The following is a 22,345-nucleotide window of genomic DNA, read 5'->3' as shown; positions in this document are numbered from 1 at the left end:
ACGACGTGCACACGTTCGACGTCACACTCTGCAGACTACCGCTCACAGCCCGAAGCGACGCTGGAGGTCCCCCAGCTGTCCGGGAAGACGCGGTGCGCCGCCTTGCTGTCCCTGGTGACCTGGCACCCCGCCGCCGCCGGGTACTCCCGGCTCGTTCGGCACCGCCCCCGCCGCCTGCTCCGCCATCAGTGCCTCGCTGGACTGCAGCAGCACCGTGCCGGCCCCCACGAACTCGAACTGGTGCTCCTCGCCGGAGGCCCCGCCGATGCCCGTCATCGCACGTAGACCGCCCATCAGGCCCGTCATGTAGCCGTGGTCGTAGTGATGGCAGGGCGAGGGGCAGTCGGCCCAGCCGACGAGGGCCTGCGGGTCGACCCGGATGGGGGGTTCCATGAACACCACGGGGCCGTTCGAAGCGGCGACGAACTTGCCCGTTCCGATGAGTGTCAGGAAGCCCGGCACGATCGACTGCTTGAGCGCGAGACTTGGCTGAAAAGCGAGGAGGTTGCCCGAGCGAATGGTCAGGTTGCCCTCCTCCAGGTCGAAGGAATTCACGTCGAAGGCCCGGTCGGCGAGCAGCATCTTGCCCGAGCCGGACGCCACCACCCAGTCGCTCGCGTGCAACGGCGAATGAAAAGACGTTCGCACGAGGCGGTCGAGGCGGCCGTGCCCGATGCCGTTGAACTCCATCGAGCCGTAGTAGGCGATCATCTTGCCCTTCTGCAGGAACCACTCACTCCCCTTGAGCTCCACGCAGAAGGTGTACGCGTTCACGTTGTCGTCGACCGGCAGCGTCGCCGGGTCGTGGATCACGGGGCCCGTGCCCGGGTAGGTGGTCACAGCTTCTCCTCCGACGCCTGCACGTACACCGCGCCACTGCCGCTCAGCTCCAGCTGGAAGGCCTCGCCCGAACCGCGGCCGACCAGATCGCGCAGACCGAGCGCGCTGGACAGTTTGTTGCGGACGTCCCCGTGATGGGCGACGTACGCCTGCGGGTCGACGTGCACCGGGCGCTGCGGGCTGATGGGGACCTCGATGACCCCGCCGTGCGCCATGACGGCGACCGAACCGTGGCCCTTGAGGGTCGTGGTGAACAGGCCCTGGCCCGTCACCTGGCCGCGCACCATGCCCATGACGCCGCCCTGCGAGCCCATGAACATCGTGCCCTGCGTCAGGGTGCCGTCGAAGGCCAGGAGCCGGTCCGCCTCCACGTACAGGGTGTCGCCGGTGAGGCCGATCACCTGGATGTGGTGGCCGCCGTGCCCGAACAGGACCGTGCCGGAGCCCTCCACGGTCATCAGGGGCGCCGCTTCGCCGGCGGCCCGGCGGCCGATCATCGACATGACCCCGCCCTGGCCGCTCTGCAGGTTCGGGGTGAAGGAGACCTCGCCCTTGTAGGCGAGCATCGCGCCGCGCTGGCTGAACAGCTTCTGGCCCGGTGCGACGGTGGCCTCGATCATCTTCGAGTTGATCTCACGGAAGGGCATGTCACACGTCTCCCGCGATCGAGTTGCGCTCACTGGGCTGCACGTAGACGACTCCGTCGCCCTCGAAGCGGATCTGGAAGGCCTCGCCGCCGCCCTCGCCCATGAACGTGCGGAACGTCACGCCGGACTGAAAGGTCTGCCGCAGATCGCCCTGGTGGGCGATGTACGCGCCCGGGTCGACGGTCAGTGGGTACTGCGAGCTGACCCGCAGCACCACCGCCGGGCCGTCGGACATGATCGCCGCCTGGCCGTGGCCCTCGATCGTCGTCGTGAACAGCCCGTTGCCCTGCGAGGCGCCCCGCAGCCCCGTGAAGGACGTGCCCGTACGCAGGCCCGAGTCCGTCGCCAGGAGATTGCTCGACTCCACGAAGAGTTTGTCGCCCTGGAGGCTCACGAGGTTGATCTCACTGGCCCGGTCGGCGAACCAGCACGTGCCCTGGCCCTTCACCTCCATGAGGGTCATCTGCTCGCCGGTGATCCGGCGCGTCACCATGCCACGGATGCCTTCGCCGCCGCCGCTGAGTTTCTTGAAGGCCATCTGACCGTCGTACGCGACCATGGAGCCGTTCTTCGCCTTCACGGCGTCGCCGGTCATGTCGACGGCCAGCACCTTGCTGCCTTGTAGTCGGAACATCGCCACGAGGTGAAGGTATCGGGCGGGCCGTCTCCGCCGACAGGTCCCACGGGTGGAGAACGACCCGGAGTGTCCCCCTAGGGGCTTCGTCCCGGGACCGCCCTCGTACCCCTGAGGCGGTCCGCCGGCGCTCCAATGCCACAATGGGCCAACGCTTGTGCTCTCATTCACAAACACCGAAGGTGACCCGTGGACATCAAGACCGCCTCCGCCCTCCGCCGCCTCCGTCTGGTCTCCGGCCCGGAAGCCGTCTCGTTCCTGCTGCTGCTCGTCTGCTCCGTGCTGAAGCGGACCACGGACTTCAATGCGGTGCCGGTGATGGGCATGATCCACGGCGTCCTCTTCGTGCTGTACGTGATCTTCTGGGCAGATGCGTGGAACCGGGCCAAGTGGGGGCTGAAGACCGCGGCGCTGTACTTCGTCCTGTCCGTGCTGCCGACCGGCGGGTTCTTCGCCGAGCGCAAGCTCAAGGGTGAGGCCGAGGCCGCGGTCATCAAGTCCCGTGCGCGCAACGAGGGGATCGTGGGCGCATGATCGTCGCCTTTTCCGTGACGCCGCTGGGTGTCGGGGAGGACGTGGGGGAGTACGTCGCCGACGCCGTGCGGGTCGTTCGCGAGTCGGGGCTGCCGAACCGGACGGACGCGATGTTCACGTCGCTGGAAGGTGACTGGGACGAGGTCATGGACGTCGTGCGGCGGGCCGTGGCCGCGGTTGAGGCGCGGGCGCCCCGGGTCTCCCTCGTCCTGAAGGCGGACATCCGGCCGGGGGTGACGGACGGGCTCACGTCCAAGGTGTCCACGGTTGAGCGCCACTTGTCGGAGTGACGCCGCTACTTTTTCCCGGCCGCGGCCCGGCGGGGCTGAGTCGCGCGCCGTCCCCCGCGCCCCTGAAAGGTGCGTGACGCTGCGGGTTTCGGTCCCGGCCGCGGCCCGGCGGGGGTTGCCCGCGCAGTTCCCCGCGCCCCTGAGGAGCGCGTGGCGCTGCGGGCGCATTTTCGGCTGCGGCCCGGTGGGGGCCGATCGCGCAGTTCCCCGCGCCCCCAAAAAGCAGGCGGCCTACAGCACCCCATCTTCCAGGGACGCGGGGAACGGCGCGCCCAGCCACGTACGACCGGCACCGGACCGCCGCTTTCAGGGGCGCGGGGAACGGCGCGGCCAGCCACATACGGCCCGCACCGGACCGCCGCTTTTAGGGGCGCGGGGAACTGCGCGGCCAGCCCCCGCCGGGCCGCACCCGGTAGTGCACCCCCCGGCCCCCCGCCCAACCGTCGGAGACAACCCGTCGGAGACAGCCCGTCGGAGACAACACCCACCTGGACCCCCTCCGTTCGACACGCCGACGTAATGCCACTTTTGTGTGGGTATCGGCTTGTTCGATCAATGGGCACTGGAGGGCGCTGTGCGGCCGGAGGGCTACGACTACGACACCCACAGCAGGTTGGCCGGACCGCTCACGGAGCCGTCCGGCTCGGCCTACCGGGTGCAGTACACCAAGCTCCTGTCGAGCGAGCCGCACCGAATACGAGCCGTCCTGCTCATGACGCTCGCCCCGGTGCTCACAGGACTCCTGCTGGTCTATCTCGTGTGGCCCACCCACTGGGTGGAGCGTGAGGGCGGCGCCCGCTGGCTGGTCGGCCTCGACATCACGATGCTCGTGGCGATCGGCCTGATCGAGCTCTTCATGGTCGTCAACGTCGTGTCGATCGCGCACGCGACGATGGTGGCCAGGGATCCCGTCCCCGTCACCCCCGCGGAGGGAACCCGGGTCGCCTTCCTGACCACTTTCGTCCCCGGCAAGGAACCGCTCTCGATGGTCCGCGCCACCCTCGAAGGGGCCGTCAGGGTCACCCACACAGGACCGGTGGACGTCTGGCTCCTGGATGAGGGGGACGACGAGCAGGCCAAGGCGCTCTGCGAGGAGCTCGGCGTCCGCCACTTCACCCGGCACGGTGTGCCCGAGTGGAACAGGGCCAAGGGCGTCCACAAGGCCCGTACCAAGCACGGCAACTACAACGCGTGGATCGCGATGCACGGCGGCAGTTACGACTTCTTCGCCTCCGTGGACACGGACCACGTCCCGCTCCCGGAGTTCCTGGAACGGATGATGGGCTACTTCCGTGACCCGGACGTCGCCTTCGTCGTCGGCCCGCAGGTGTACGGCAACTACACCACTCCCGTCACCAAGGCGGCCGAGTCCCAGCAGTTCCTCTTCCACGCGCTGATCCAGCGTGCCGGAAACCGCTACCGCGCACCCATGTTCGTCGGTACCAACAACGTCGTACGGATCGCGGCCGTGAAGCAGGTCGGCGGCCTGTACGACTCGATCACGGAGGACATGGCCACCGGCTTCGAGATGCACCGGCACAAGAACCCGAGGACCGGTCACCACTGGGAGTCCGTCTACACCCCTGACGTGCTCGCCGTCGGCGAGGGCCCCGCCTCCTGGACCGACTTCTTCACCCAGCAGATGCGCTGGTCGCGCGGCACCTACGAGACGTTGTTCAAGCAGTACTGGAAGGCACCCTTCACGATGCCGCCGGGACGGCTGTTCTCGTACACGCTGATGCTCGTCTACTACCCGATGACGGCCGTCAACTGGTTGCTGGGCATCCTGAGCTGCGTCCTGTTCCTGTGCTTCGGGGCGTCCGGCACCCAGGTCTCCGCCTCCATGTGGCTGATGCTCTACAGCGACGCGGCCGCACTCCAGGTCGGGCTGTATCTGTGGAACCGGCGGCACAACGTCTCCCCGCACGAACCGGAGGGCTCGGGCGGTCTGGCGGGCATGGCGATGTCGGCTCTTTCCGCGCCCATCTACCTGAAGTCCCTGGGTGCGGCCCTGATCCGCCGTCCCAGCCGGTTCGTCATCACCCCCAAGGGCGGCGACACCAGCGCGGACCGTGTCGCGACCTTCCGTATCCATCTCTTCTGGGCGGCGGTCCTGACGTCGTCCCTGGTCGCGTCGTTCGTGCTCGACCACACCCACGCGGCCATGCGCACCTGGGCGGTCCTCGCGCTGGCCATCTCCCTCTCCCCGGTTGCGGTGTGGACCGCGACCCGCGCCAGGGCCCGCAGGGCACAGCGGCACCTCGTGCCCGCCGTCCGGATCGGCGAGGCGGCCGAACCCGCCCCGGCCCTCGCGGGCAGCGCCGCCGGAACGGTCTCCAGCAGTACGACAGGAGGTAGCTAGGCCATGGCCCACCGGCCCTTGCAGAAGGCGTCAGTGAAGAACGCGTCACTGAAGATGACGCTCTCGAAGAAGACCCAGAAGCGGCTGCTCGGCGTCGGCGGCGTCGCGCTGCTCGCCGGACTCAACGCGCCGGCCGCCATCGGCTTCGCCTCGGAGCAGTACTACGAGTACAAGATCGCCCAGCCCGGCTACCAGGCGAAGTACGGCTCGTGGAAGCAGCTCGACATCCCGAAGGAGTTCCGCACCAACGCCATCCACGCGGCGCTCCTGCACACCGGCAAGGTGCTGATCGTCGCGGGCTCCGGCAACGAGCAGAAGAAGTTCGACAAGGGGTCCTTCGACACGGTCCTGTGGGACCCGAAGGCCGACACCTTCAAGAAGATCGCCACTCCGGCCGACTTCTTCTGCGCCGGACATGCCCAACTGCCCAGCGGCCGCATGCTCGTGGCCGGCGGCACGGCCCGCTACGAGCTGCTGGACGGCGAGGTCGAGCGGGCCGGCGGCGGTATGCGGGTGAAGAACGAGAACCCGGACAAGGCCATCGCACTGAAGAAGGGCACCCGGTTCCGCTCGCCCTCCGGCGTCGAGTACGTCAGCCGTGTCGACGTCACCGTCCCCAAGGCCAAGCGCACCCAGGAGATCACCTACAACAAGGCCGGCGTCATGCAGCCCTGGAAGACGAAGGTCAAGGCGAGCGAGGCCCGGGTCTTCGTCGAGGCCACCGAGGACGGCCCGGCGCCGGTCACGGACAAGCGCGCCCAGTACGAGATCCTCGGCCTCAAGGGCAAGGACGCCGACAACACGTACGGCCTCTCCGAGAAGATCACCATGGAGAAGCAGGACTTCCAGGGCATCAGGGCCGCCTACGAGTTCGACCCGACGGCGGAGAAGTACGTGCCCGTCGAGCCGATGGACAAGGCCCGCTGGTACCCGACGCTCGTCGGACTCCAGGACGGGAAGGTGCTCGCGGTCTCCGGGCTCGACGACGTCGGCGTGATCGACCCCGGTGACAACGAGATCTACGACCCGGGGACGAAGAAGTGGACACCCGGTCCCAAGCGGTACTTCCCCACCTATCCGGCCCTCTTCCTCACCAAGGGCGGCAAGCTCTTCTACCCGGCCTCGAACGCCGGTTACGGGCCCGCCGAACTCGGCCGCGACGCGGGCCTGTGGGACCTGAAGACCAACAAGTTCCAGAAGGTGCCAGGACTGAGCGACCCGGACGAGACGGAGACCTCGACCTCGCTCCTGCTGCCGCCCGCCCAGGACCAGAAGGTGATGATCCTCGGCGGCGGAGGGGTCGGCGAGTCCAAGGAGTCGACCTCGCGCACGGCCGTCGTCGACCTCAAGAAGGCGAACCCCGCCTTCGAGGACGGCCCCGACCTGCCGCAGGGCACCCGCTATCTGAACAGCGTGATCATGCCGGACGACTCGGTGTTCACGTCCAACGGAGCCAAGGACTACCGCGGGCGCGGCGCCAGCAACATCCACAAGGCGCAGTTCTACGACCCGAAGTCCAACTCGTTCCGTACGGCCGCCTCGCCGAAGGTCGGCCGCAACTACCACTCCGAGGCGCTGCTGCTGCCCGACGGCCGGATCGCCACCTTCGGCTCCGACCCGCTCTTCGACGATCAGCAGAACACCAAGCTCGGCCACTTCGAGCAGCGCATGGAGATCTTCACCCCGCCCGCCCTGCACAAGAACGGCAAGGCCCGCCCCGTCCTCGGCGACGGACCGCAGGAGGTGGACGGCGAGGGCCGCGCCACCTTCGCGACCCGGCACCCGGAGAAGGTCGTGAACGCCCGGCTGATGCGGCCCAGCGCGGTCACGCACACCACGGACGTCGAGCAGCGGTCCATCGCGCTGGAGATCACGAAGAGCAAGGACTCGGTGACCGTGGCCGTGCCGAAGGACCGGACGCTGGTGCCGCCCGGCTGGTACATGCTGTTCGTGTCGGACGCGGACGGGACACCGTCCGAGGCGAAGTGGGTGCAGGTGAAGTGACACCCCGACGGGCGGCCCGCTGCCTTCGAGCGACCTGAGCGACCTACTGGGGCTTGGAGTTGCGGGCCAGGCCCAGCGCGTAGTCCGCCCACCACTGGCCCGCCGCGGGGCCGCCCCGGCACTGTCCGTCGGACTCCCCGGGCCGTTTGATCCACAGATAGGCGTCCACGACGGGGTCGCCGGTGTCGGTGGTGGGCGGGGTGCCGAGCGCCCGGCCCGGCGGGTTGCACCAGGCCTGCGCACGGTCTCCCCGCAGCGGGCCGTTGCCGTTGCGGCTGGTGTCCACCACGAAGTGCTTGCCGCCGAGCGACTCCGAGAGACGGCGGCCGTACTCCTTGGTGATCCCGTCCGTCTGGAAGTTGGAGACGTTCAGGGCGAAACCGTCGGCGTTCGCGACACCGGCCCGCCGGAGGGGTTCGACGAGCTTCCGCGGCTCATCGATCCAGTCGGGGTTGCCCGCGTCCAGGTACACCTTCGTGTTCGGCTGCTGCTTCAGCCGCACGATCGCCTCGGAGAGCAACTGCTCGCGCTGCGCGTGGTACTCGCCCGGTGTGCAGCCGTCCACGATGTGGGCGACCGCGTCGGGCTCCAGGACGACCAGCGCGGGGCTGTCGCCCAGGGCCCCCGCGAACCGGTCGATCCAGTCCCGGTAGGCCGCCGCGTCGGTCGCCCCGCCCGCCGAGTGCTGACCGCAGTCGCGGTGCGGGATGTCGTACGCGACGAACACGGGCGTCCGCCCGTCCCCGGCCGCCGCCCGTGTCGCCTCCCTGATCCTCGGCTCGGGGTGGTCACCGGCCGGCCACAGTGCCGCGGGCCGGTCCGCGATGCGCTTGAGCAGCCGGGCGTCGTTCTCCCTGCCCTGCCGCTCCCAGGCTCGGGCCTGCCGGGCTGCGGGGCTCTGCGGGTCGATCCAGAACGGGGAGCCGGCGGCGGGGCTGGCGGCGCCGGTCTCCTGGGCCGGGGCGGCCGGATCGCCCTCGGGCGCGGACGAACAGCCCGTCACGAGCCCCAGCGCGACGGACGCGACGGACGCGGCGAGCGTCGCGCGGGTACGGACACGGGTACGGGTCGGCCGGAACATCCTGCCCCCTTGGGCGAAGGTGACCGTCAGTGACGGTTTTCCGGCCATCGTGACATAAGGGATCTATCGGTCAGGGGTGCGACACCGCGACCCGCCCGCCTCCTTCGCGTTCCCGTTCGTCGCCGAAACGTCAGGCCCCGCCCGAGGCCAGCGCGCTGCCGAGCGGTGTCCTCTCGTACAGCACCTGGTGTCCGTACCGGTGTGCGACGAGCAGGCCCGCGTCACGCAGCGTCGACAGATGCGCGGAGACGGACGAGGGGGCGAGGCCGAGGCGGTGGGCGAGGGCCGTGGTGGCGGCGGGTTCCGCGAGCGCGGCCAGCACGGCGGCCCGGCCCCGGCCCAGCAGCCGTACGAGGGCCTCGGGCGTGCGGTCGGACGACTCGGCCCACAGGCCCCCGATGCCCCGGGCCGGGTAGACCAGTGCCGGCTGCCAGGGCGGCTCGAAGCCGCTCACCACGTCCGGCCAGGTGAAGACGCTGGGCATCAGCACCAGCCCCTGGCCGCCCAGTTCGCGTACGTGCTCGCCCCGCGAGTCGACCGTCAGCCTGCCCGCGTCCCAGGCGACCCGCCGGTCCAGTTCGGGCAGCAGCCCGGCGAGGCCCACCTCGGCGAGTCGGCGGGAGTGGAAGGCGATGTCGGCCTCCAGGAGGGCCCTCAGCCTCGGCCAGGCGGGTTCCACGAGGGTGTGCCAGGCCGCCTCCATCGTGTCCGCCAGCTCCCGTACCGCACGGGCGGGGTCGGCGAGCATCGCCCGGCCCGCCGGGGACCCGGCGGCGCCCGGGGTGTCCGCGAGCGAGATCGCGAGTTCGGTCCGCGCGAGCCCGGGGTCCGTGGCGCGCACGGCGGCGATCTCCTCCTCGAAGGTGGCCGCCGGCCCGATCGGAGGCGGCATCAGACAGTCCGGGCTGTTCCCGCGCTCCGGCATCAGCAGCCACAGCGGCTCCAGGTCAAGCCCGGCCGCCGCCGAACGGATGCGGCGCAGCCAGGCGGGGTGGTAGCCCTGCCGCTCCGGGCGCCGCAGGGTGCGTACCGCCTCGTGCGTCTCCCACAGCGGCGACAGCGCGAAACGGCAGTTGAGGAAGTCGTCCTCCCCGAAGTGGAGGTGGTACGGCATCACGCCTCCCGGGAGGTGGCTCGGGCCCGAAGATTCGGCCTGGGCCGAAACTCTAGGCCGTCCGGTCCGGTCACGCGACGCTGCTCCCCATGCCAGAAGAAACACAGACCGCGACGACGGCACCCGAGCCGCCCTCCGTCGACACCCCCACGGTCGACGCGCGGGGGAGCGGGTACGGCCGGGTCTTCGCCGTCCGGGAATTCCGGGCCGTCTTCGCCGCGCACGCCCTGTCCCTGCTGGGCGTCGTCGTCAGCGAGATCGCCCTGACCGTCCTCGTGTACGAGCTGACGGGATCGCCGCTGCTCAGCGCACTCGCCTTCGCGCTGGGCTTCCTGCCCTACCTCGTGGGCGGGACGCTGCTGTCCGGCGTGGCCGACCGGTTCCCGGCCCGGCGGGTGCTCGTCGTGTGCGACCTCGTGTGCGCCGGATGCGCGGCGCTGATGGCCCTGCCCGCCACCCCCGTCGCCGCCCTGCTCGCCCTGCGGTGCGCCATCGCCGCCGTCTCGCCGGTGTTCAGCGGCACCCGGATGGCCACGCTGGCCGAGATCCTCGGGGACGGCGACCTGTTCGTGCTGGGCCGCTCCCTGCTGCGGATCGTGTCGCAGAGCGCCGTGCTCGTGGGCTTCGGCCTGGGCGGCATCCTGCTGACGTTCGTGTCCCCGCGCGGGGCGCTGGTCATCACGTTCGGCACCTTCCTCGCCTCCGCGCTGCTGCTGCGCGTCGGCACCCGGCGCAGGCCCGCGCGGACCGGCGCCGGACCGCTCATGCGGTACTCGCTCGCGGGCACCCGGCAGGTCCTGGCGGACCGCCGGATACGGGCGCTGCTCCTGCTGCTCTGGGTGCCGCCGATGTTCGTCGTCGCACCGGAGGCACTGGCCGCCGCGTACGCCGACGAGATCGGGGTCGGCACGGCCTGGATCGGGCTGCTGATGTGCGCGATGCCCATCGGCACGATCGCGGGGGAGCTGTACGCGGGCTCCGCCCTCTCCCCGGCGGCCCGCTCCCGGATCGTGCTGCCCCTCGCGGGCTGCGGCCTGCTGCCACTCCTCGCCTACCCCTTCCATCCGGACCTCGGCTGGATCCTGCTCGCGCTGCTGGTCGCCGGGTCGACGGGCGCGTACACGCTGGGGCTCGACCGCTGGTTCGTGGACGCCGTGCCGGAGGAACTGCGCGGGCGGGCGATGACCGTGCACACGGCCGGGCTGATGACCATCCAGGGCGTGGGCATGGCGCTGGCCGGGGCGGCGGCCGAGTTCTGGCCGGTCAGCACGGTGGTGGGCGGGGTCGGCGTGCTCGGCACGGTGTGCTGTCTGCTCCTGGCCGCGGAGGTGCGGCGCACGGGAAGAACAGGGGGCGAGGCCGCCCGGAAGGGGTGAAGGCGAAGCACGGGTGAGAAGGGTGCGGAAGCGGGCGAATACCGAAAGGCGAGACGGGGCTGACCGCGATATGACCGGCCGGTAGGGTTTTGCCGTGCCGAAGCCGCTCAGCCTTGCCTTCGATCCCATCGCCCGAGCCGACGAACTCTGGAAACAGCGCTGGGGGTCCGTCCCGTCCATGGGCGCGATCACCTCGATCATGCGCGCGCACCAGATTCTCCTCGCCGAGGTCGACGCGGTCGTCAAGCCGTACGGGCTGACGTTCGCCCGCTACGAGGCGCTGGTGCTGCTCACCTTCTCCAAGGCCGGCGAGCTGCCGATGTCCAAGATCGGCGAGCGGCTGATGGTGCACCCGACGTCCGTGACGAACACGGTGGACCGGCTCGTACGGTCCGGGCTCGTCGACAAGCGGCCCAACCCCAACGACGGACGCGGCACCCTCGCCTCCATCACCGACAAGGGGCGCGAGGTGTGCGACGCGGCCACCCGCGACCTGATGGCGATGGAGTTCGGGCTCGGCGCGTACGACGCCGAGGAGTGCCGGGAGATCTTCGCGATGCTGCGGCCGCTCAGGGTGGCGGCACACGACTTCGACGAGGAGTAGCGCCCGTGCGGTGCGGCGGGACGTGGGGGCGCGCGAAGATCGTGCCAAACCGGTGGTTACGCTCGTAGCCATGAAAAAGAGCGTGCTGACCCGCTACCGCGTCATGGCCTACGTCACCGGTGTCCTGCTGGTCCTGCTGGTCCTCGGGATGATCGGCAAGTACGTGCTCGACCTGGACGGCGCCGCGGACTTCACGCGTGTCGTCAGCGTCGCGCACGGCTGGCTGTACGTCGTCTACCTGGTCTTCGCCTTCGACCTGGGCTCCAAGGCGAAGTGGCCGGTGCCCAAGCTGCTGTGGGTGCTGCTCGCGGGTACGGTCCCGACCGCCGCGTTCTTCGTGGAGCGCAAGGTCAGCCGTGAGCTGGAGTCCAAGGTCATCGAGGACCCGGGCGCGGTCGCGAAGGCCTAGAGCCGCCGCGCGCCTCACCGATTTCCGCGCCTCACCACCGCCATGGACGTATCCGTGGCGGTGTCCCATCGACATTTACTAGGACGTCCTAGTAAATTCAAGGGTATGGACGCTGACGCCATCGAGGAGGGCCGCCGACGCTGGCAGGCCCGTTACGACGCTGCACGCAAGCGTGACGCCGACTTCACCACGCTCTCCGGGGACTCCGTGGAACCGGTCTACGGGCCGCGGCCCGGGGACGCCTACGACGGGTTCGAGCGGATCGGCTGGCCCGGGGAGTACCCGTACACGCGCGGTCTGCACGCGACCGGCTACCGGGGGCGGACGTGGACCATCCGGCAGTTCGCCGGTTTCGGGAACGCCGAACAGACCAACGAGCGCTACAAGATGATCCTCGCCAACGGCGGGGGCGGGCTCTCTGTGGCCTTCGACATGCCCACGCTCATGGGGCGCGACTCCGACGACCCGCGCTCGCTCGGCGAGGTCGGCCACTGCGGGGTCGCGATCGACTCCGCCGCCGACATGGAGGTCCTGTTCAAGGACATCCCGCTCGGTGACGTGACGACGTCGATGACGATCAGCGGGCCGGCCGTGCCGGTCTTCTGCATGTACCTGGTGGCCGCCGAACGGCAGGGCGTGGACCCCGCGCTGCTCAACGGCACGCTCCAGACCGACATCTTCAAGGAGTACATCGCGCAGAAGGAATGGCTCTTCGAGCCCGAGCCCCATCTGCGGCTCATCGGCGACCTGATGGAGCACTGCGCGCAGAAGATCCCCGCGTACAAGCCGCTGTCGGTCTCCGGCTACCACATCCGCGAGGCCGGTTCGACGGCCGCGCAGGAGCTGGCGTACACCCTCGCCGACGGTTTCGGGTACGTGGAGCTGGGGCTCAGCCGCGGCATGGACGTCGACGTGTTCGCACCCGGCCTCTCCTTCTTCTTCGACGCGCACCTGGACTTCTTCGAGGAGATCGCCAAGTTCCGGGCGGCGCGGCGGATCTGGGCGCGGTGGATGCGGGACGTGTACGGGGCGCGGTCGGACAAGGCGCAGTGGCTGCGGTTCCACACGCAGACCGCCGGAGTCTCACTGACGGCCCAGCAGCCGTACAACAACGTCGTCCGTACGGCGGTCGAGGCGCTCGCCGCGGTGCTGGGCGGCACCAACTCGCTGCACACGAACGCGCTGGACGAGACGCTCGCGCTGCCGTCCGAACAGGCCGCTGAGATCGCCCTGCGGACGCAGCAGGTCCTCATGGAGGAGACCGGCGTCGCCAACGTCGCGGATCCGCTGGGCGGTTCCTGGTACGTCGAGCAGCTGACCGACCGCATCGAGGCGGACGCGGAGAAGATCTTCGAGCAGATCCGCGAACGGGGCCTGCGGGCCCACCCCGACGGGCGGCACCCCATCGGGCCGATCACCTCCGGGATCCTGCGCGGGATCGAGGACGGATGGTTCACCGGGGAGATCGCGGAGTCGGCCTTCCAGTACCAGCGGGCGCTGGAGAAGGGCGACAAGCGGGTCGTCGGCGTGAACGTCCACCACGGCTCGGTGACCGGGGATCTGGAGATCCTGCGGGTCAGCCACGAGGTGGAGCGCGACCAGGTCCGTGAGCTGGGCGGACGCCGGGCCGCACGGGACGAGACGGCCGTACGGTCGTCCCTGGACGCGATGCTCGCCGCCGCGCGGGACGGGTCGAACATGATCGGCCCGATGCTGGCCGCGGTGCGGGTGGAGGCGACGCTGGGGGAGATCTGCGACGTGCTGCGGGAGGAGTGGGGGGTGTACACGGAGCCGCCGGGGTTCTGACCCGAGTCGCCCCCTCGACCGCCCGCACGGCTGTCAGAACGCCGCCCCGCTGTCCGAGCGCCCTGCTTTGAGCGCCCGTATGAGGTGGTCCAGGCGGGCGGGTGTGGTGGCGATGATGTCGTCGGGGGTGTCGCTCTCGCGGAGGTGGAGGATTCCGTCGGGGGTGGTGGCGATGTGGAGGCAGTCGTTCGACTCGTCGCTGCTGAACGAGGACTTCTGCCAGGTGAGTCGGGGCACGGGAGCCTCCCTGGAGGTCATGCAGGAGGTGCTGGATCTTTGAGCGCCCGTATGAGGTGGTTCAGGCGGGCGGGTGTGGTGGCGATGATGTCGTCGGGGGTGTCGCTCTCGCGGAGGTGGAGGATTCCGTCGGGGGTGGCGGCGAGGTAGAGGCAGTTGCCGGACTCGTCGCCGCTGAACGACGATTTCTGCCAGGTGAGTTGGGGCACTGAGGGCCTCTCTAGAAGTCGTACAGGAGATGCTGGATCAGCAGAAGGGAACCTGGTGCCGCCTGCGCTTCGGCCTTGTGGGAGAGGCTGATCGGAGGGAGTGCGGACTTCGTCAACCGGTCGAAGAGCGTGCGGTATTGGGACAGGTGCTCCTGAGTGTCACGGTAGATCGGCTCGCTCGGATGTTCCAGTACGACCGTGGCCAGTTCCTCGACGACAGGGGGCCGCGCGTACAGGAACGGGGTGCTGATGCCCAGGAAGGTCTGTGCGCGGAACGGGAAGACCTGGATCGTCACGTTCGGCAGTCTCGACAGTTCGACGAGATGCAGCAACTGCCCGCGCATGACGCTGGGGCCGCCGTAGTGCATGCGCAGGGCGGCCTCGTGGATCACGGCGTGTACGGCGGGCGCGTCATCGCTCACGAGGATGCGCTGGCGCTCCAGCCTGAAGGCGATGGCGTCCTCGGTCGTGGCGTGCTTGGGCTTCACATCCCCGAACAGGGCCCGGATGTACTCCTCGGTCTGGAACAGGCCCGGAATGACCAAGGGCTCGTACGACCGCAGAGCCGCCGCGCTGGTTTCCAGTTCCGCGAGGTTGAGTGCGTGCTGGGTGATACGTCCCTGGAAGGCGGTCCACCAACCCTTGCCGCTGGACTCCGACATGGCCACCAGAGCCTCAATGCCGGGCTTAGAAATACCCCCGTAGTGCTCACAAAGTGTGCGGAGGCGCTCGGTGGCGATAGCGGTGCGGCCGGCTTCGACGTTGCTCAGGAACGGAGGCCGGACCCCTGCCACCGCCGCTGCCTCATTGGTGGTCTTTCCGCTGTTCTCACGAGCTCGTCGCAGCTCGGTGCCCAGACGTCGCTGCCGGTCGCTGATCCGCGTCCGTAGTGCCAAGGTGCGTCCCTTTTCCGGAAGTTGAAGGTCACTCGTTCGGGGACGCAGGTGACAAATCTACTCCCCTCTATCTACTCTCAGTATCGCAACAAGCACACACCGTGTGCGCCCGAGTTGCGGAACTTCCCTATGACGGAGGCCTCATGAACCACGGGGACGACTGGGAGTACGGCATCAACCTCCCCCATAACCCCCTCGCCGTGGGCGTAGCCCGCGGCGCGCTGCGGCTGATGCTCCGTGCGCACGGGCTCGGTGAACTCGGGGGCACGGCCGAGCTGTTGGCCTCCGAGCTGGTCACCAACGCGTATGTGCACGCCCCCGGCCCGTCCTGCCTGCGCGTGAAGCGTTCGGAGAAATGGCTGCGGCTGTCGGTGTGGGACACCAGCGGTGAGCCCCCTCGGGTCGGTGCGCCGGCCGCGGGCGCCGAGGGCGGGCGCGGGCTGGGGATCGTGGCCGAGCTGGCCGACCAGTGGGGCCACTACCCCATGGGTGTGTCCCGTGCCGGCGGGAAACTCGTCTGGTGCGAGCTGGGCGGTCCGTGACGGTCAGGCCGGTGAGACCCCGGTCAGGCCGTTCAGCAGGAGGCGGGTGAAGTCGCCCGCCCAGTCCGTGTCCACCGGCTTCGAGCTCACCAGGCAGCGGTGTACGACCGCGCCCGCGATCACGTCGAAGATCAGGTCCGTGCCGCGGGCGGCGGTCTCCGGGTCGTTCTCCACGGGCAGTTCCCCGCGGGCCTGGGCGCGAGCGCGGCCCTGGGTGACGAGGTGCTTCTGGCGGTCGACGATCGACGAGCGGATGCGGTCGCGCAGGGCGGCGTCGCCGGTCGACTCGGCGACCACCGCCATCAGCGCGGTCTTGGCCTCCGGGCGGCTCAGGATCGCGGCGAACTGGAGCACCACGATCTCGATGTCCGCGGCGAGACTCCCGCGGTCGGGCAGTTCCAGTTCGTCGAAGAGGGCCGCCACAGCGTCGACGACCAGTTCGTTCTTGCCCGCCCAGCGCCGGTAGAGCGTCGTCTTCGCCACGCCCGCGCGCGTCGCCACGTCGCCCAGCGTCAGGCCGGACCAGCCCAGGTCGACGAGAGCCGCGCGTGTCGCCGCCAGGATCGCCTCGTCGGCCTCGGCGCTGCGCGGACGTCCCGTACGGGGGGCGGAACTGCGACTCTGCATGTCGGCGACCATATCCGGACGTTCCGCGAAGGGGGATCCTGTGAACGGGTGAGGGAGATCACCGATACCCGCTTCCCCGGGCCGTCCCCGGACAGTTACGCTACGGGCCGTAGCGAAAGCGCGACGACCACGCGGCGCCAGGTGGGGACCCGGCGTCAAAAACACGTATCAGGACCGGCTTTCACAGCGCTTTTCACACAGGCGCGCGGAGGGGGGAGGATAGACGCATGCAGCCACGGAACATGTCCATGAGCGGAGTCGTCGACCTCGCCGCGGTGAAAGCGGCCCAGGAGGCCAAGGCGAAGGCGGAGCAGGCGCGCGCCGAAGCGGTACGACAGGGGGGCGGGGCCGTTCCCGCCGTGTCCGCGTCGAGTCTCGTCATCGACGTCGACGAGGCGGGTTTTGAGCGGGACGTCCTGCAGCGCTCCACCGAGGTCCCGGTCGTCATCGACTTCTGGGCCGAGTGGTGCGAGCCGTGCAAGCAGCTCAGCCCGCTTCTGGAGCGGCTCACCGTCGAGTACAACGGCCGGTTCGTCCTCGCCAAGATCGACGTCGACGCCAACCAGATGCTGATGCAGCAGTTCGGGATCCAGGGCATCCCGGCCGTCTTCGCGGTGGTGGCCGGCCAGGCCCTGCCGCTCTTCCAGGGCGCCGCTCCCGAGGCACAGATCAGGGGCACCCTGGATCAGCTCGTCCAGGTCGCCGAGGAGCGGTTCGGGCTCACGGGCGTGACCGTGGACCAGAGTGCGGACGATGCCGGGCAGGACGGGGCCGCCGCGGCCCCCGAGGTCCCGGTCGGCCCGTACGACGCGCTGCTCGAAGCCGCCGTGCAGGCGCTGGACGCGGGGGACCTGGGCGGTGCGGTCCAGGCGTACCGGAACGTGCTGAGCGACGACCCGGGGAACACGGAGGCCAAGCTGGGTCTCGCCCAGGCCGAGTTGCTCCAGCGGGTGCAGGGCGCGGACCCCCAGCAGGTGCGCAAGGAGGCCGCGGACAAGCCCGGTGACGTACCGGCGCAGATCGCCGCGGCCGACCTCGATCTGGTGGGCGGCCATGTGGAGGACGCCCTCGGGCGGCTCGTCGACACCGTGGCGCGTACGGCGGGCGACGACCGCGAGGCGGCACGCGTACGGCTGCTGGAGCTCTTCGAGGTCGTCGGCGGCGACGATCCGCGTGTGACGGCCGCGCGCAGGGCGCTGGCGCGGGCTTTGTTCTGACCAGTCGCTAAACGCTCCGGCCGGTGATGCCGGGGTGAAGGATTTGCCGACACAGCTACATAGTGGCCGCGCTTTACCAAAACTTGGTAAACGCGGCCGCTGTTACTGGGAGTAAGGCCAGAGCGGTGATCTGTCGGATTCCGTCCAATCTTCGATCACTTTGTCACCTCCTTCGGGGCCACCCTCGGTGTCCGGCCGACACCGACGGGTCGTTGTTCGGTTATCCGGCCGTTACTAGCCAGTAACGAACCCCCTTGTGCGGGCGGCGAGAATGCACCACGATCGGCGACGCTCGGTCCATTACCCTCCCCCGACAGCCACTCGGGTCAGCGGGTTTTCTTGGGTCCCCACCGAGTAGGGGCGGCGGCAGTGGCGCCGGCCCTTGGACAGGGGGGTCTTCGCCGCTCGGCGGAGCCTGTCCGGCAGGTTGTGCGTGAAGTGTTCAGGCGCGACCAGTGGTTGTCGCTCGGGGGTGATCGCCGGTGATCCGGGTGCGTTGCGCGCCTCCGGGTTCGGGCGCTCTCCTTCCCGAGGACGTAGCACTTCTCCCATCCCTGCCCGGCTGAGTCGCTGTCTGGCGGCGGCCAGGGCCGGAGATGTACGTCCGAGAAGGAGGAAATATGGAGTCCCAGGTGCGTGGCGGGACCAGATGGAAGCGGTTCGCCGTCGTCATGGTGCCCAGCGTGGCCGCCACGGCGTGCATAGGCATCGCCCTTGCACAAGGCGCTCTCGCCGCGTCGTTCAGCGTGTCGGGTCAGTCGTTCAAGGTGACGGCGGACGAATTGGTCGGCACCGGCTTCTCGCAGTACGGAGCCATCGACCAGGGGTACACGCTCAAGGGCGACAAGACGGCGCACCCGGTCGCGGTGTCGGCGTTCAAGTCCGCCTCGATCACGAACATGTGCCAGTCCGTGGTCACCCCGGACGTCCCGTTCTTGGGGTCCGTCAGCCTGACCCTGAAGGCCGGCGGCGGCGGTACGCCGGTGAAGGCCGAGAACCTGTACATCGACGTCGAGGACCTCTCGGCGAACGCGACCTTCACCAACATCGACATCGGTGTTGCGGCCAAGGACGCGAGCAAGGGCCCGGGAATCGCCAAGGGTGACCAGGCGAACCCCTACGGCTTCGCGCAGCAGGCCGAGAAGGCCGTGCTGACCGACGTGAAGCAGACGGCGTGGGCGACCACCGCCGGCACCTTCAAGCTGAGCGGCCTGAAGATGTCGCTCTCCAAGGGTGTCAAGGAGTGCTACTAAGCACTCCCTGGGTGGGTGAGGGAGCCTGTGCTGCCTCGCCCACCCGTCCCCCTGCTCAGTCCTCCTGAGCAGTACCTTGCTCAGTCCTTCTGAGCAGTACGTGAACCTCTCACAGCAACGCCGTTCCAGGGAGCTGTTTTCCATGAGCGCCGAGACTCCTGCAGGGAATCCTGCCGCGCGCGGTCAAATCACCTACTGGCGGCTGCGGTTCCGTGTCTGGCGTGGTGGCCGTCCGTTCTGGGCCGGCCTGTTCATCCTGCTCGCGGGATTCCCGATCGCTTACTTCCCGTATGCGAACCTTCAGATCGGGCATCTCACGCTGGCCATGGCGACGACCGCGGGTGCCGGTTCGCTCATCATCGGCGTGCTCCTCGGCGTGCTCGGAATCAGCCTCTGGTACCAGAAGCACGTGCGGGTCTTCGCCGGAGTCGCGGCGATCCTGCTGGGGCTGGTCTCCATCCCCGTGTCGAACCTCGGAGGCTTCCTGATCGGTTTCCTGCTGGCCCTGGTGGGCGGCGGGATGGCGGTCGCGTGGGTGCCGGGCGAGGAGTCGGCCGCGCGTCGGACCGAGACGGACCGTACGGACAAGGGAGGCGTTCCGCAGGCCGCGCCGGCCGACGGGGCGAGCGGGCCGAACGATCTGTCAGGAACGAGCCCCAATGACGGGGCGAACGGGAGGCACAGTGCCGGCTGACGAGGTCCACTACGCGGACTCCGCGGGCGAGTCCCGTGAGAGAACCGGGCCGCGGCACGCAGCCCCCAGGAAACCGCTGTTCACCAGGCTGCACGTGCCCGCGGGCAAGGCGATAGCCATAGCGTCGATGCCGACCGCGATCCTCATGGGCATGGGGTTCACACCGACCCTCGCCCAGGCCGACGACAAGCCGTCGGCGAAGAACCTCACGATCGACGAGTACAAGGACTGCGTCGAGGCACTGGACGACAGCGCCAAGGACGACAAGGCCGACGAGGAGAAGGACCCGACGGCCACCCCGTCGCCCTCCGCCTCGACGAGCGCTCCCGCCGACGACGAGGACTCCGCGGACGAGGACTCCGCGGGCGACGGTTCGACGGGCGACGGCTCTTCCTCGGATTCAGGTTCCGAGGACAAGCCCGACCCCACGCCGTCCGCCTCGACGAGCAAGCCGGCCGAGTCCGGGGGCGGCGCGTCCACGCCGACGCCCAGCCCCTCGCAGAGCAGCGGCAACGTCCTGGACGAGATCGGCGACGCGCTTGAGGACATCCTCACGCCCGGCGGGAAGGAGACCGCGACCCCCACCGCGGAGCCGTCCGCCACGCCCAGCCCCTCGGCCACGAAGAGCGCGTCCGACCCGGCCGACAAGGCCGAGGACACCGTCAAGGACACGGCCGGCACGGCCGAGGACACGGTCAAGGACGCGACCGACAAGGCGTCCGAGGCCGCGAAGGACGCCGAGGACGAGGTGGAGGACGCGGCCACCGCCTCCCCGACGCCCAGCCCGTCCGCGAGCTCCACCACGGACCCCGACGACTGCCCGGCCGCCACGGACGACGAGAGCGGTGTCGAGCAGGGCATCCCCGCTCTGGCCGACGACCCGTGGATGCTGGAGGCCAGCTCCCTGACCCTCAAGGGCGCCGACTACCAGGGCATCGTCAAGGTGAAGACCGCCAACGGCTCGGTCAAGAAGGTCCTGAAGTACGTCATCTCCAACGGCACCGACATCGGCGACCTGCACCAGACGGTCGACGACAAGGACGCCGGAGTGCGCTACCACGTCCAGGGGGGCAGCGGCACGACGTCCACCATCAAGAACGGCAAGACGGTCATGTACACGGAGAGCATCTCCGGCAACCTGCTCGGTCTGATCCCGATCACGTTCGACCCGGAGAACCCTCCGCCGCTGAACATCCCGCTGATCTACTTCACAAAGGTGAAGGTCGTCCAGGCCGCCCAGTTCGGCGGAGACCTGACGATCCCCGGGATGCGGCAGTACAACACACCGCTCGGCTAGACCCCGGGACGCCGTAGGCAGAACGGCAGGAACGACTGAACGCACCGAGGGCGCCCCCTGTGAACCAGGGAGCGCCCTCAGTCGCGTACGGCTGCGTACGGGAGGTGGTCAGCCGCCCAGGTGGTGGACTCGGACCATGTTCGTGGTGCCCGTGACGCCGGGGGGCGAACCGGCGGTCATCACGACGATGTCGCCCTCGCTGAAGCTCTTGAGCTTGCGCAGCTCGCTGTCGACCAGTTCGACCATCTCGTCGGTGCTGTGCACGAACGGCACGACGTGCGACTCGACGCCCCAGCTCAGCGAGAGCTGGTTGCGGGTGCCCTCGTCCGTGGTGAACGCCTGGATCGGCTGGGCCGCGCGGTAGCGGGACAGACGGCGGGCGGTGTCACCGGACTTGGTGAACGCCACCAGGCCCTTGCCGCCCAGGAAGTCCGCGATCTCGCACGCGGCACGGGCCACGGAACCACCCTGCGTACGGGGCTTCTTGCCGGGCACGAGCGGCTGCAGGCCCTTGGAGAGCAGCTCCTCCTCGGCCGCGACGACGATCTTCGACATCGTCTTCACGGTCTCGATCGGGTACGCGCCGACGCTGGACTCGGCCGACAGCATGACCGCGTCCGCCCCGTCCAGGATCGCGTTGGCCACGTCGGACGCCTCGGCGCGCGTCGGGCGGGAGTTGGTGATCATCGACTCCATCATCTGGGTCGCGACGATCACCGGCTTGGCGTTGCGCCGGCACAGCTCCACGAGGCGCTTCTGCACCATCGGGACCCGCTCCAGCGGGTACTCGACGGCGAGGTCGCCACGGGCCACCATGACACCGTCGAAGGCCGCCACGACGGCCTCCATGTTCTCCACCGCCTGGGGCTTCTCCACCTTGGCGATGACGGGGACCCGGCGGCCCTCCTCGTCCATGATCTTGTGGACGTCGTTCACGTCGTGGGCGTCGCGCACGAAGGACAGCGCGACCAGGTCGCAGCCCATCTGCAGGGCGAAGCGCAGGTCGTCGACGTCCTTCTCGGACAGCGCCGGCACGTTGACGGCCGTACCGGGCAGGTTGATGCCCTTGTGGTCCGAGATGACACCGCCCTCGATGACGATCGTCTTCACGTTCGGACCGTCGACCTCGACGACCCGCAGCTCGACGTTGCCGTCGTTGATCAGGACCTGGTCGCCCTTGGAGACATCGCCCGGCAGACCCTTGTAGGTGGTGCCGCAGATCGACTTGTCGCCCGGGACGTCCTCGGTCGTGATGGTGAACTCGTCACCGCGCTCCAGCTCGACGGGGCCCTCGGCGAAGGTCTCCAGCCGGATCTTCGGGCCCTGGAGGTCGGCCAGGACGCCGATGGCGCGGCCGGTCTCCCGGGCGGCGGAGCGGACCCGCTCGTAGCGGCCCTGGTGCTCGGCGTGGGAGCCGTGGCTGAAGTTGAAACGGGCCACGTTCATGCCGGCCTCGATCAGCGAGACGAGCTGTTCGTGGGAGTCGACGGCGGGACCGAGTGTGCAGACGATTTTGGAACGGCGCATGAGGGCGATCCTATCGGTTTGTTTCGCTTCGGAATATTCCGTCTGGTGGAAGATACAAATGGGCGGGTGTGCGCTCAGGCGTGGACCTGACCGGCTGTTTTCCCGTCGTTCTCCCAGCAGACTTTTTAATGTTTTCGAGGCTTTT

Annotated in this window: 23 protein-coding genes and 1 pseudogene; 13 read left to right on the top strand and 11 right to left on the bottom strand. The window is 69.3% G+C overall.

Going from position 1 to position 22,345, the window contains the following annotated elements:
• Window positions 1–42 precede the first annotated feature (42 nt).
• Genes C6Y14_RS36890 through C6Y14_RS36880 form a run of 3 tightly spaced genes read right to left on the bottom strand, consistent with a single transcriptional unit; the run spans window position 43 to window position 2,121 of the window.
• A complete protein-coding gene (locus C6Y14_RS36890) occupies window positions 43–840 on the bottom strand; it encodes an AIM24 family protein (protein ID WP_107021268.1) in 798 nt (265 codons plus the stop codon).
• Window positions 837–1,487 (bottom strand): AIM24 family protein, encoded by a 651-nt coding sequence (locus tag C6Y14_RS36885; RefSeq protein ID WP_107021267.1) that lies wholly within the window; start codon window positions 1,485–1,487, stop codon window positions 837–839. The genes C6Y14_RS36890 and C6Y14_RS36885 overlap by 4 nt, the downstream gene beginning before the upstream one ends.
• A 1-nt stretch (window position 1,488) precedes the next feature.
• Entirely contained in the window at window positions 1,489–2,121 is a 633-nt protein-coding gene (locus C6Y14_RS36880; RefSeq protein WP_107021266.1) for an AIM24 family protein, read from the bottom strand.
• A 189-nt stretch (window positions 2,122–2,310) separates the two neighbouring features.
• Between C6Y14_RS36880 and C6Y14_RS36875 the strand changes: the two genes are divergently transcribed.
• The 4 genes from C6Y14_RS36875 (at window position 2,311) to C6Y14_RS36860 (ending at window position 7,311) form a co-directional block, all read left to right on the top strand.
• On the top strand, window positions 2,311–2,655 hold the full coding sequence (locus C6Y14_RS36875; RefSeq protein ID WP_107021265.1) for a DUF3817 domain-containing protein: 345 nt from the start codon (window positions 2,311–2,313) through the stop codon (window positions 2,653–2,655).
• Window positions 2,652–2,945 (top strand): MTH1187 family thiamine-binding protein, encoded by a 294-nt coding sequence (locus C6Y14_RS36870; RefSeq protein WP_107021264.1) that lies wholly within the window; start codon window positions 2,652–2,654, stop codon window positions 2,943–2,945. The genes C6Y14_RS36875 and C6Y14_RS36870 overlap by 4 nt, the downstream gene beginning before the upstream one ends.
• 574 nt (window positions 2,946–3,519) lie before the next feature.
• Window positions 3,520–5,307 (top strand): glycosyltransferase family 2 protein, encoded by a 1,788-nt coding sequence (locus C6Y14_RS36865; protein ID WP_107021263.1) that lies wholly within the window; start codon window positions 3,520–3,522, stop codon window positions 5,305–5,307.
• Between the two features lie 54 nt (window positions 5,308–5,361).
• Window positions 5,362–7,311, top strand: coding sequence for a radical copper oxidase GlxA (locus tag C6Y14_RS36860; RefSeq protein WP_107021417.1), 1,950 nt, complete (start codon window positions 5,362–5,364; stop codon window positions 7,309–7,311).
• 43 nt (window positions 7,312–7,354) lie between these two features.
• On the opposite strand, the gene C6Y14_RS36855 is transcribed toward C6Y14_RS36860, so the two are convergent.
• Both C6Y14_RS36855 and C6Y14_RS36850 read right to left on the bottom strand, forming a co-directional pair.
• Window positions 7,355–8,392, bottom strand: coding sequence for a glycoside hydrolase family 6 protein (locus C6Y14_RS36855; RefSeq protein WP_107021262.1), 1,038 nt, complete (start codon window positions 8,390–8,392; stop codon window positions 7,355–7,357).
• Window positions 8,393–8,522: 130 nt separating this feature from the next.
• Window positions 8,523–9,506: an ArsR/SmtB family transcription factor gene (locus tag C6Y14_RS36850; RefSeq protein ID WP_107021261.1), complete on the bottom strand. Its 984-nt coding sequence runs from the start codon at window positions 9,504–9,506 to the stop codon at window positions 8,523–8,525.
• A gap of 89 nt (window positions 9,507–9,595) precedes the next feature.
• Here C6Y14_RS36850 and C6Y14_RS36845 point away from each other — a divergent pair, with 89 nt between their 5' ends.
• From C6Y14_RS36845 to C6Y14_RS36830, 4 genes are all read left to right on the top strand, one after another.
• Window positions 9,596–10,882 carry an MFS transporter gene (locus C6Y14_RS36845; protein ID WP_107021260.1) on the top strand — a complete coding sequence of 429 codons (1,287 nt, stop codon included), beginning with the start codon at window positions 9,596–9,598 and terminating at the stop codon, window positions 10,880–10,882.
• Between the two features lie 94 nt (window positions 10,883–10,976).
• The gene (locus C6Y14_RS36840) at window positions 10,977–11,486 is read left to right on the top strand and encodes a MarR family winged helix-turn-helix transcriptional regulator (protein WP_107021259.1); all 510 of its coding nucleotides are present in this window, start codon (window positions 10,977–10,979) and stop codon (window positions 11,484–11,486) included.
• Window positions 11,487–11,556: 70 nt separating this feature from the next.
• Window positions 11,557–11,895 (top strand): DUF3817 domain-containing protein, encoded by a 339-nt coding sequence (locus tag C6Y14_RS36835; RefSeq protein WP_107021258.1) that lies wholly within the window; start codon window positions 11,557–11,559, stop codon window positions 11,893–11,895.
• Between the two features lie 105 nt (window positions 11,896–12,000).
• Window positions 12,001–13,701 carry an acyl-CoA mutase large subunit family protein gene (locus C6Y14_RS36830; RefSeq protein ID WP_107021257.1) on the top strand — a complete coding sequence of 567 codons (1,701 nt, stop codon included), beginning with the start codon at window positions 12,001–12,003 and terminating at the stop codon, window positions 13,699–13,701.
• 33 nt (window positions 13,702–13,734) lie between these two features.
• Here the strand turns inward: C6Y14_RS36830 and C6Y14_RS36825 are convergent, their stop codons facing one another.
• From C6Y14_RS36825 to C6Y14_RS45355, 4 genes and pseudogenes are all read right to left on the bottom strand, one after another.
• The gene (locus C6Y14_RS36825; RefSeq protein WP_107021256.1) at window positions 13,735–13,938 is read right to left on the bottom strand and encodes a DUF397 domain-containing protein; all 204 of its coding nucleotides are present in this window, start codon (window positions 13,936–13,938) and stop codon (window positions 13,735–13,737) included.
• Between the two features lie 17 nt (window positions 13,939–13,955).
• A complete protein-coding gene (locus C6Y14_RS36820) occupies window positions 13,956–14,147 on the bottom strand; it encodes a DUF397 domain-containing protein (RefSeq protein WP_107021255.1) in 192 nt (63 codons plus the stop codon).
• A gap of 11 nt (window positions 14,148–14,158) precedes the next feature.
• Entirely contained in the window at window positions 14,159–14,809 is a 651-nt protein-coding gene (locus C6Y14_RS36815; RefSeq protein WP_225891475.1) for a DUF5753 domain-containing protein, read from the bottom strand.
• Window positions 14,810–14,857: 48 nt separating this feature from the next.
• Window positions 14,858–15,043 (bottom strand): annotated as a pseudogene (locus C6Y14_RS45355) (helix-turn-helix domain-containing protein); the annotation flags it as partial.
• A gap of 143 nt (window positions 15,044–15,186) precedes the next feature.
• On the opposite strand from C6Y14_RS45355, the gene C6Y14_RS36810 reads away from it, so the two are divergent.
• On the top strand, window positions 15,187–15,585 hold the full coding sequence (locus C6Y14_RS36810) for an ATP-binding protein (RefSeq protein ID WP_107021253.1): 399 nt from the start codon (window positions 15,187–15,189) through the stop codon (window positions 15,583–15,585).
• Window positions 15,586–15,588: 3 nt separating this feature from the next.
• Here the strand turns inward: C6Y14_RS36810 and C6Y14_RS36805 are convergent, their stop codons facing one another.
• Entirely contained in the window at window positions 15,589–16,212 is a 624-nt protein-coding gene (locus tag C6Y14_RS36805) for a TetR/AcrR family transcriptional regulator (protein WP_107021416.1), read from the bottom strand.
• 227 nt (window positions 16,213–16,439) lie between these two features.
• Here C6Y14_RS36805 and C6Y14_RS36800 point away from each other — a divergent pair, with 227 nt between their 5' ends.
• The 4 genes from C6Y14_RS36800 (at window position 16,440) to C6Y14_RS36785 (ending at window position 20,673) form a co-directional block, all read left to right on the top strand.
• Window positions 16,440–17,429 (top strand): tetratricopeptide repeat protein, encoded by a 990-nt coding sequence (locus C6Y14_RS36800; protein ID WP_107021252.1) that lies wholly within the window; start codon window positions 16,440–16,442, stop codon window positions 17,427–17,429.
• A 620-nt stretch (window positions 17,430–18,049) separates the two neighbouring features.
• Window positions 18,050–18,682 carry a DUF6230 family protein gene (locus C6Y14_RS36795; protein WP_107021251.1) on the top strand — a complete coding sequence of 211 codons (633 nt, stop codon included), beginning with the start codon at window positions 18,050–18,052 and terminating at the stop codon, window positions 18,680–18,682.
• Between the two features lie 142 nt (window positions 18,683–18,824).
• Entirely contained in the window at window positions 18,825–19,376 is a 552-nt protein-coding gene (locus C6Y14_RS36790) for a DUF6114 domain-containing protein (RefSeq protein WP_107021250.1), read from the top strand.
• Window positions 19,366–20,673, top strand: coding sequence for a hypothetical protein (locus C6Y14_RS36785; RefSeq protein WP_107021249.1), 1,308 nt, complete (start codon window positions 19,366–19,368; stop codon window positions 20,671–20,673). The genes C6Y14_RS36790 and C6Y14_RS36785 overlap by 11 nt, the downstream gene beginning before the upstream one ends.
• 108 nt (window positions 20,674–20,781) lie before the next feature.
• Here the strand turns inward: C6Y14_RS36785 and pyk are convergent, their stop codons facing one another.
• On the bottom strand, window positions 20,782–22,200 hold the full coding sequence (pyk, locus tag C6Y14_RS36780) for a pyruvate kinase (RefSeq protein WP_107021248.1): 1,419 nt from the start codon (window positions 22,198–22,200) through the stop codon (window positions 20,782–20,784).
• Between the last annotated feature and the right edge of the window lie 145 nt (window positions 22,201–22,345).

Origin of the sequence: Streptomyces dioscori, assembly GCF_003024195.1 — a bacterium.
Lineage (GTDB): Bacteria > Actinomycetota > Actinomycetes > Streptomycetales > Streptomycetaceae > Streptomyces > Streptomyces dioscori.
Note: the sequence above shows the minus strand (reverse complement) of the source record. Positions and strands in the feature narration are given on the sequence as shown.

Coding starts and splice junctions, on each gene's coding strand:
- C6Y14_RS36885 (WP_107021267.1), bottom strand. CDS start 1,487: ATGCCCTTCCGTGAGATCAACTCGAAGATGATCGAGGCCACCGTCGCA.
- C6Y14_RS36880 (WP_107021266.1), bottom strand. CDS start 2,121: ATGTTCCGACTACAAGGCAGCAAGGTGCTGGCCGTCGACATGACCGGC.
- C6Y14_RS36870 (WP_107021264.1), top strand. CDS start 2,652: ATGATCGTCGCCTTTTCCGTGACGCCGCTGGGTGTCGGGGAGGACGTG.
- C6Y14_RS36860 (WP_107021417.1), top strand. CDS start 5,362: ATGACGCTCTCGAAGAAGACCCAGAAGCGGCTGCTCGGCGTCGGCGGC.
- C6Y14_RS36855 (WP_107021262.1), bottom strand. CDS start 8,392: ATGTTCCGGCCGACCCGTACCCGTGTCCGTACCCGCGCGACGCTCGCC.
- C6Y14_RS36850 (WP_107021261.1), bottom strand. CDS start 9,506: ATGCCGTACCACCTCCACTTCGGGGAGGACGACTTCCTCAACTGCCGT.
- C6Y14_RS36845 (WP_107021260.1), top strand. CDS start 9,596: ATGCCAGAAGAAACACAGACCGCGACGACGGCACCCGAGCCGCCCTCC.
- C6Y14_RS36835 (WP_107021258.1), top strand. CDS start 11,557: ATGAAAAAGAGCGTGCTGACCCGCTACCGCGTCATGGCCTACGTCACC.
- C6Y14_RS36830 (WP_107021257.1), top strand. CDS start 12,001: ATGGACGCTGACGCCATCGAGGAGGGCCGCCGACGCTGGCAGGCCCGT.
- C6Y14_RS36815 (WP_225891475.1), bottom strand. CDS start 14,809: ATGTCGGAGTCCAGCGGCAAGGGTTGGTGGACCGCCTTCCAGGGACGT.
- C6Y14_RS36810 (WP_107021253.1), top strand. CDS start 15,187: ATGAACCACGGGGACGACTGGGAGTACGGCATCAACCTCCCCCATAAC.
- C6Y14_RS36805 (WP_107021416.1), bottom strand. CDS start 16,212: ATGCAGAGTCGCAGTTCCGCCCCCCGTACGGGACGTCCGCGCAGCGCC.
- C6Y14_RS36800 (WP_107021252.1), top strand. CDS start 16,440: ATGCAGCCACGGAACATGTCCATGAGCGGAGTCGTCGACCTCGCCGCG.
- C6Y14_RS36795 (WP_107021251.1), top strand. CDS start 18,050: ATGGAGTCCCAGGTGCGTGGCGGGACCAGATGGAAGCGGTTCGCCGTC.
- C6Y14_RS36790 (WP_107021250.1), top strand. CDS start 18,825: ATGAGCGCCGAGACTCCTGCAGGGAATCCTGCCGCGCGCGGTCAAATC.
- pyk (WP_107021248.1), bottom strand. CDS start 22,200: ATGCGCCGTTCCAAAATCGTCTGCACACTCGGTCCCGCCGTCGACTCC.